This is a genomic window from Streptomyces sp. NPDC092045 (assembly GCF_044756005.1).
Lineage (GTDB): Bacteria > Actinomycetota > Actinomycetes > Streptomycetales > Streptomycetaceae > Streptomyces.
In genome coordinates this window covers 794,794-802,196 of the sequence record NZ_JBIVSC010000002.1, presented here as the reverse complement: position 1 = coordinate 802,196, position 7,403 = coordinate 794,794, and the positions used below count along the sequence as shown (strand labels likewise).

Genomic DNA, 7,403 nt, shown 5'->3' with positions numbered 1-7,403 from the left:
GTTCCCGCCCCGTTCACGCACCGCCTTCACCAGCTTCGCGAACCGGTCCATCCGCAAGCCCGTGAACGTCTCCACCCACAACGGCTCAGCCCGCAGCACCCCGCCCATACAGGCAAAATGCCCAGAACTGAGCCTTCTGCAACACCCTTTAGTGGCCGCCGAACGGCTCCTTGCTCAGCAGGTAGCCGGCGTGCAGCCGGTTGCGGGCGCCGATGCTTTTCATGATGTGGGAGATGTGTCGCTGGCAATTCCGCAGGGAAATTCCGACGACCTGGGCTATTCGCTTGTCCGATTCCCCCTGGGTGAGAAGCGAGATAATGGCGTGCTGAATCTCGGACGTGGCCGCGACCCGGTCGGAACGGCGCTCCTCCGGGGAGAGGTCGGAAGCGGTCGTCCAGACCCGGTCGAAGGCTTCCGCCACGAAAGCGACGACCTGCGGGTCCCGTACGATCACGGCGCCTTTCGAATCGTTGACGAGCGGCAGGATGCCGATCTTCCGGTCGAAGATGATGCAGCGCGGAAAACCGCCCGCGAGGGTGCGGACCTGGGCGCCGAGGGGGGTCACCAGGTCGACGTACGAGAGGGTCGCGGGGCTGAAGCGGGCGGTGTGCTGGTAGAGCGTCCGCATCCTGACCCCGCGGCCGAGCAGTCTGGTCGTGCGGTCCATACTGTCGATGAGCACCTCCTCGACGCGGGCGCCGCCCGGTTGCGAGGTGAGCGCCTCTTCGCAGCACTCGTCGGCGAAGCCGGTGATCAGCCGGCGCACGTCGGACAGCTCGTGGACGACCTCCAGCGAGCAGTGGGAGTGCCGGGAGTGCGGAGCGCACAGTTCCAGCCGGTCCAGGCCGCTCCGGAGCTCGTCGACGAGCGCCTGGGCGCGGTTCAGCTCCCGCTGGAGCGGGTTGAGGACCTTCACGCGGGCGAAGTCCACCGGATGCGGGACCAGGGGTTCCGCACCGTTGCCGGTGGTGCCGCCGGTACCGGTGGTGCTGCCGTTGCCGGTGGTGCCGCTGGTGTCGGTGCTCAGCAGCCCCAGCTCCCGCAGGTCGCGGACCGCCTCGGCGGTCTCGTGCCGGTCCATGCCGAGGGCCTTCGCCGCCGCTTCGACGGTGCACCTGGGCGATTCCGATACGAAGCGGTACAAACGGTCGGCCGATTCGTGGAGCAGCGGCGGGGTAATCGCACCGGTTCTGTCGGTTTCATTCACTGTATCCCCCTGTCATGTTTCCGCCAGGAGCAACATGATCCCAGAGGGGACTGGCCTAGAAACGGCTTTCCGCCGGAGGATGGGCGAAGCGCTGACGACCTCAACGCTCATCCGAAAGGTAGGGGTTTTCCATGGCACGTGCAGCGAGAAACATTCTCGCGATCACGGCTTCCGCGGCTCTGTCCTTCCTTCTCGTCCAGGGGACCGGTACCCAGGAAGAGCGCGCATTCCTCGCCGGATCCGGCCAGGGCAAAGTGATCAACGACCTCGGGTGGGGATGACCATGCCTCGTAGCAAGTCGTACAACACGTACTCCAGCCTCCAGCGCCCCGAGTTCCGCAAGCGCGTGGACGAGCTCCTCCTGAAGTTCGAGCGTGACTTCTACGAGAAGAGCAAGGGCGCGGAGGGCATGCTCGACGCGAACAAGTTCGACATGGACCTCTACAAGCGCCACAACGTGGAGACCATGATCCGGATCGGTCTCAAGCGCGCCGTGGACCCGCTGGTCGCCAACTACTGGGCCACCCGCGACCCGCAGCTCTCCAAGGAGTGGGGCCTGTACGGCGCCGAGGAGGGCCGCCACGACCGCATGTTCGCCGGCGACCTGCACAAGGTCGGGATGACGGACGAGGAGATCTACGCGATCCGTCCGACCTTCGCCACCGAGCTGCTCAACGGCTACTTCTACTACACGCTCGCCACCGAGGGCCCGCTCGCCTCGATGATCAGCGGCTTCTACCTCGAGTACATCGCGGGCAAGACCCAGCCCGACTGGCTCGACATCATGGAGCAGCACGTCGGCGCCAACAACACCAAGGGCGCCCGTGCCCACCTCGCGCTCGACGAGGACGACGACCACGTCGACATGGTCTGGAACATGATCATGCGCGTGATCAAGGACGAGGAGGACGAGGAGCGCTTCGTCGAGCACCTCACGAAGATCAACTCCCTCTTCGTCTCGTACTTCGTCGAGGTCTACGCCGCCACGGTCCTGGGCCTCGGGTCCGACCCGTCGCAGCTGACGCAGGTCTCGCCCGGCGCCGCGGTGCAGACCAACCTGCAGGCTCGGGTCGCCGCGGTCTGACGTTCCGGGTCCGGGGCTCCGGGGCGTCGCCGCCCCGGAGCGCGCCGCGGACCCGCCCGGCACCCGAACACCCCCCTGGCGACACCGGACACCGCGTACCCATACCCCCGCCCCACGCCGCCCGCCGCGGCGCCGGGCGGCGCGGGCGGCGGTGTCCGGTGTCCCCGCGGGCTGCCCACCGTCCGGCAAACCACGGGAAGACCGATGCGATACGAATGGCCGCGCGAACTGTCCGAGAAGGACATGCGCGAAATGATCGAGCTGATGGACGCCGTCGCGGTCAAGGAGCAGACCCTCGGCTTCTACGAGCCCGTCGGGCTCGACAAGGGCCTGCCGCTGATGCGGGCCTTCGACGCCGACCTGCGCAAGGGCGCGATCGACGTCCTCGCGGTCCGCGACGAGGCGGACGACCGGATCGTCGGCATGGTGACCCTCGCCCGGGCCCCGCTGCCGGCCCGCCGCCACATCGTCGACATGCGCCGGTGTGTCATCGCCCCCGACCGCCGGGGCGAGTTCCTCCTGGAGGGCTGGTCCGTGGCCCTGCACAAGGCGCGCGACATGGGCTGCGAGGTCATCACCCTCGAAGTCCGCAGCGACGGCCCCGTGGGCCTCTGGGAGCGGCTCGGCTTCCGCGAGTACGGGCGACTGCCCGACTACGCCCGCCTCGACGGGCGCGAGGCCGTCACCGGCCACTACCTGTACGCGCGGATCGCCGACGTCCTGGCCCACTTCGAGGCCACCGGCACCTGGCTGCACGAGCCGCAGCGGGAGAGCGCCGCCCTCGCGGGCTGACCCCTCCCCTCCGCACCACCCCTCTCCGCACCACCCTTCTCCGCACCACCCTTCTCCGCACCACCCTTCTCCGTACCGCCCCCGGTCCTCCCGGGCGCGTACGTCCCCACCCTCCTCCCGGACCCGCGCGCGCCTCGCGGGGCGGCCCGTCGCGCCGTCCCGGACCGGCCCCGGCGCGCCGCCGCCCGTCCCGGAGGAGCCCTTCCGCCGCCGCGTCCTTCCGCGCGCCCGGCGTCCACACACCCGCACGGCCTCACCGAAGGGCACACCCATGTCCAAGATCGCCGTCCTCACCAACGACCTCCAGTACGAGCTCGTGGAGAAGAACCCCGAGCGCGTCGCGGCCGTCGCCGCCGCCACCCCGCACTTCACCGGCTTCCTCGACGAGATCCGCCGCCGCGGCCACCACGTCTTCCACCTCCAGCTCGTCAACGACCCCGACGACCCGAACGCCGAGCGCTACGACGGCCACCTCCCGGTCCAGCGCGGCACCCGCGGCGCCGAGGTCCTGGAGGAGTTCCTCGCCCCCGAGGACGTCGTCATGGAGAAGAGCAAGGACTCCGGCTTCTACGAGACGGACCTGCACGAGCGCCTCCAGGCCCTCGGCGTCGACACCGTCCTCATCACCGGCATGCAGACGCAGATCTGCGTCCAGACCACCGCCGCCGACGCCTTCTTCCGCGGCTACAACATCTGGGTCCCCTCCGACTGCGTCGTCTCCGCCCGCCAGGAGGACAAGGACCGCGCCCTGGAGTGGCTGGACGGCTACTGCGCCACCGTCTCCGACTCCGCCGAGGTCATCAGCGTCCTCGACGCCGAGGGCACCCTGCCCCGCAAGAACATCAAGACCCCGTGACCGCGACCCTCCCCGACCCAGGAGCAGCCATGACCGCGAGCACGGCCGGCAGCAGTGACGAGATCCTCCTCGACCACGGCACCGGGGCGAAGCTGAGCCAGGAACTGGTCCAGCTCATCGCCGAGACCCTCGGCGACGTCTACGTCGGCATCATGGAGGACAGCGCGATCCTCCCGGTCGAGACCGGGCGCATCGCCATGACGACGGACTCCTTCGTCGTCGACCCGCCGTTCTTCGGCAACGGCGACATCGGCAAGATCGCCGTCTGCGGCACGGTCAACGACCTCGCCGTGGCCGGCTCCCGCCCCAAGTACCTCACCCTGGGCCTGATCCTGGAGACCGGCCTGCCGATCGAGCGCCTCACGCAGGTCCTCGTGTCGATCCGCGAGACGGCCCGCGAGGCCGGCGTGCAGATCGTCGGCGGCGACACCAAGGTGGTCCGCAAGGGCGAGGCCGACCAGCTCTACCTCAACACCGCGGGCGTCGGCGTCTTCGAGCGCGAGCCGCTCTCCATGACCGACGTGCGCCCCGGCGACAAGGTGATCCTGAGCGGCCCCATCGGCAACCACACCGTCCACCTGCTCTCCATCCGCGAGGGCCTCGGCTTCGAGCAGCGCGTCGACAGCGACTGCGCCCCGCTGAACAACCTCATCGACGGGGTCCTCGGCAGGGTGCCGGCCGGCGCCGTCCGCTCGATGCGCGACGTCACCCGCGGCGGACTGACCGCCGTCCTCCACGAGTACGCCGGGAAGCTCGGCCGCACGATCCGGGTCGACACCCCCAGCCTGCCGATCCAGCACGAGACCGCCATGGCGGCCGACATGCTCGGCATCAACCCGCTGCACTGCGCCAACGAGGGCTGCCTCGCCGTCTTCGTCGACCCCGCCGCCGAGGCGGACGTCCTGGCGGCGCTGCGCTCGCTCCGGTACGGCGAGCACGCCGTGACCATCGGCGAGATCTCCGAGGACACCGGGGCCCTGGTGCTGCTGCGGGACGCCGACGGCCGGGAGACGCAGCTCGAAGAACTCCTCGGGGCCGAACTGCCCCGGCTCTGCTGAGGACCCGACCAGGAAACGAGGGGATCACCATGAGCACCGTGACGTCTCCGCCGGACACCGCGACCTCCCCGCCGGCCGCCGAGGAGTGGCGGCTGCGGGTCACCGGGGTGGTGCAGGGCGTCGGCTACCGGCCGTTCGTCTACAAGCTGGCCCGTGAACTGCGCCTCTCCGGCTGGGTCCGCAACGACCCCGAGGGTGTCCTCGTGGAGGCGTCCGGACCGGACGCCGCCCTGGCCGAGTTCGCCGCCGGTCTGAAGGACCGCGCGCCCGAACTCGCCCGCGTCGACGGTGTCGTGGTGACCCGGGGGCTCCCCGCGGGCAGCGTGCCCGCGGGCCCCTTCACCATCGTCCACAGCGAACACACCGGCGTCCGCACCGCCCTGCTCCCCGCCGACACCCACGTCTGCGGCGACTGCCAGGGCGAACTGCGGGACCCCCGCGACCGGCGCCACCGCTACCCGTTCATCAACTGCACCAACTGCGGCCCGCGCTACTCCATCATCCAGGACCTGCCCTACGACCGGCCGGCCACCACCATGGCGTCCTTCACCATGTGCGCCGCCTGCAAGGCCGAGTACGAGGACCCGCTCGACCGGCGCTACCACGCCCAGCCCAACGCCTGCCCCGACTGCGGGCCCCGGCTTCTGCTCACCGACCGGGAGGGCCGCACCACCGAGGGCGACACCGCCCTGCGCGGCGCCGCCCGGGTCCTCGCCGACGGCGGGATCGTCGCCGTCAAGAGCGTCGGCGGCTTCCACCTCGCCGTGGACGCCACGCGGCCCGAGGCCGTGGCCCTGCTGCGCCGCCGCAAGCGCCGCGACTCCAAGCCCTTCGCGGTGATGGTCCGCGACCTGGCCACCGCCCAGCGCCTCGCCGTCCTCTCCGAGGACGAGATCGACGTCCTGCGCTCCCCGGCCCGCCCCATCCTGCTCGCCCGCAAACAGCCCGACGCCCTGCCCGAGTCGGTCGCGCCCCGCAACCCCAACCTCGGGATCATGCTTCCCTCGGCGCCCCACCACCACCTGCTCCTGGACGAACCCGGCCTGGAAGCACTGGTGATGACCAGCGGCAACATCTCCGGCTACCCCATCGCGTACCGCAACGAGGAGGCCCTGGAACAGCTCTTCGGGATCGCTGACGTCATCCTCTACCACGACCGCGACATCGAGATCCGCGTCGACGACTCCGTCGTCCGGCTCTCCGTCCACGACGCGCTCGACGCACCCCTGCTCCAGTTCGTCCGCAGGGCCCGCGGCTACGCCCCGTACCCCGTGGACGTCGGCCGCGAGGTGGCGCCCGCCGTCGCGCTCGGCGCCGAGCTGAAGACCACGGTCGCCCTGTCGCACGGCAGCAAGGTCTTCCTCAGCCAGCACATCGGCGACCTCAAGAACGACGAGACCTTCGCCTCCCACCGGCGCACCGCCCGCCACCTCGCCCGGCTCTACGCCCTGGAGCCGCGCCTGACCGCGCACGACCTGCACCCGCAGTTCCGCTCCACCCGGGCGGCGCTCGACGAGGACGGCGCCGGCCGGACCGTCGTCGAGGTGCAGCACCACCACGCCCACATGGCCTCCTGCATGGCCGAGAACCACGTCACCGGCACCACCCTCGGCGTGATCTTCGACGGCTTCGGCTACGGCGAGGACGGCACCGTCTGGGGCGGCGAGTTCCTCCTCGGCGACTACGCCGCCTACCGGCGCGTCGGACGCCTGCGCCGGCTGCCCCTCATCGGCGGCGACCAGGCCGTCCGCGAACCCGTCCGCACCGGCTACGCCCTCGCCCTCGACGCCTTCGGCGGCGACCGGGAGAAGGCCGTCGCCGCCTTCCCCGCCCTCGCCGCGCTCGACGAGCAGCAGCGGCACGTGTACGCCACCATGGCCGCCCGGGGCATCAACTCCCCGGCCACCTCCAGCATGGGCCGCCTCTTCGACGGCGCCGCCGCGCTCGCCGGGGTCTGCTCCCTGGCCGAGTACGAGGCCCAGGGCCCCATCGAACTGGAGGGCCTGCTCGCCCGCGACTCCGCCCCGGAGTCCGCGTACCGCTTCGGCGCACACGCGCCCGAGGAGGACGGCCCCGTCGAGGTCGACCCCCGGCCCGTGATCCGGGCCATGGCCGACGACCTCGCGGCCGGCCTGCCCGCCGACCGCGTCAGCCGCCGCTTCCACACCGCCGTCGTGGAGATGGTCCGCGACCGCTGCCGGGCCTTCCGCGAGGAGACCGGCGTGCGGCAGGTCGTCCTCTCCGGCGGCGTGTTCCTCAACGAGTTCCTGCTGCTCAACTGTCTGACCGGGCTGACCGCCGACGGTTTCGACACCTACGTCCACCGACAGGTCCCGACCAACGACGGGGGCATCGCCCTCGGCCAGGTCATGGTCGCGGACGCCCGTACATCCCCTGGGAAGTGAT

The 7,403-nt window shown here is 70.8% G+C and carries 6 protein-coding genes and 1 pseudogene; 5 read left to right on the top strand and 2 right to left on the bottom strand.

Going from position 1 to position 7,403, the window contains the following annotated elements:
* Together ACIQKA_RS10290 and ACIQKA_RS10285 are read right to left on the bottom strand one after the other, a co-directional pair.
* Nucleotides 1-108: pseudogene (locus ACIQKA_RS10290) on the bottom strand (IS5/IS1182 family transposase); the annotation flags it as partial.
* 40 nt (nucleotides 109-148) lie between these two features.
* Nucleotides 149-1,081, bottom strand: a complete 933-nt coding sequence (locus ACIQKA_RS10285) for a LuxR C-terminal-related transcriptional regulator (RefSeq protein WP_383440451.1) — start codon at nucleotides 1,079-1,081, stop codon at nucleotides 149-151.
* Between the two features lie 409 nt (nucleotides 1,082-1,490).
* Between ACIQKA_RS10285 and ACIQKA_RS10280 the strand changes: the two genes are divergently transcribed.
* The 5 genes from ACIQKA_RS10280 (at nucleotide 1,491) to hypF (ending at nucleotide 7,402) form a co-directional block, all read left to right on the top strand.
* On the top strand, nucleotides 1,491-2,291 hold the full coding sequence (locus tag ACIQKA_RS10280; protein ID WP_366374858.1) for a hypothetical protein: 801 nt from the start codon (nucleotides 1,491-1,493) through the stop codon (nucleotides 2,289-2,291).
* A 204-nt stretch (nucleotides 2,292-2,495) separates the two neighbouring features.
* Nucleotides 2,496-3,083: a GNAT family N-acetyltransferase gene (locus ACIQKA_RS10275; RefSeq protein ID WP_383149586.1), complete on the top strand. Its 588-nt coding sequence runs from the start codon at nucleotides 2,496-2,498 to the stop codon at nucleotides 3,081-3,083.
* 271 nt (nucleotides 3,084-3,354) lie between these two features.
* Nucleotides 3,355-3,939, top strand: a complete 585-nt coding sequence (locus ACIQKA_RS10270; RefSeq protein WP_365538520.1) for an isochorismatase family cysteine hydrolase — start codon at nucleotides 3,355-3,357, stop codon at nucleotides 3,937-3,939.
* A 29-nt stretch (nucleotides 3,940-3,968) separates the two neighbouring features.
* On the top strand, nucleotides 3,969-4,997 hold the full coding sequence (gene hypE, locus ACIQKA_RS10265) for a hydrogenase expression/formation protein HypE (protein WP_383149588.1): 1,029 nt from the start codon (nucleotides 3,969-3,971) through the stop codon (nucleotides 4,995-4,997).
* 29 nt (nucleotides 4,998-5,026) lie between these two features.
* Nucleotides 5,027-7,402 (top strand): carbamoyltransferase HypF, encoded by a 2,376-nt coding sequence (hypF, locus tag ACIQKA_RS10260; protein ID WP_383149590.1) that lies wholly within the window; start codon nucleotides 5,027-5,029, stop codon nucleotides 7,400-7,402.
* The last annotated feature ends 1 nt before the right edge of the window (nucleotide 7,403 follow it).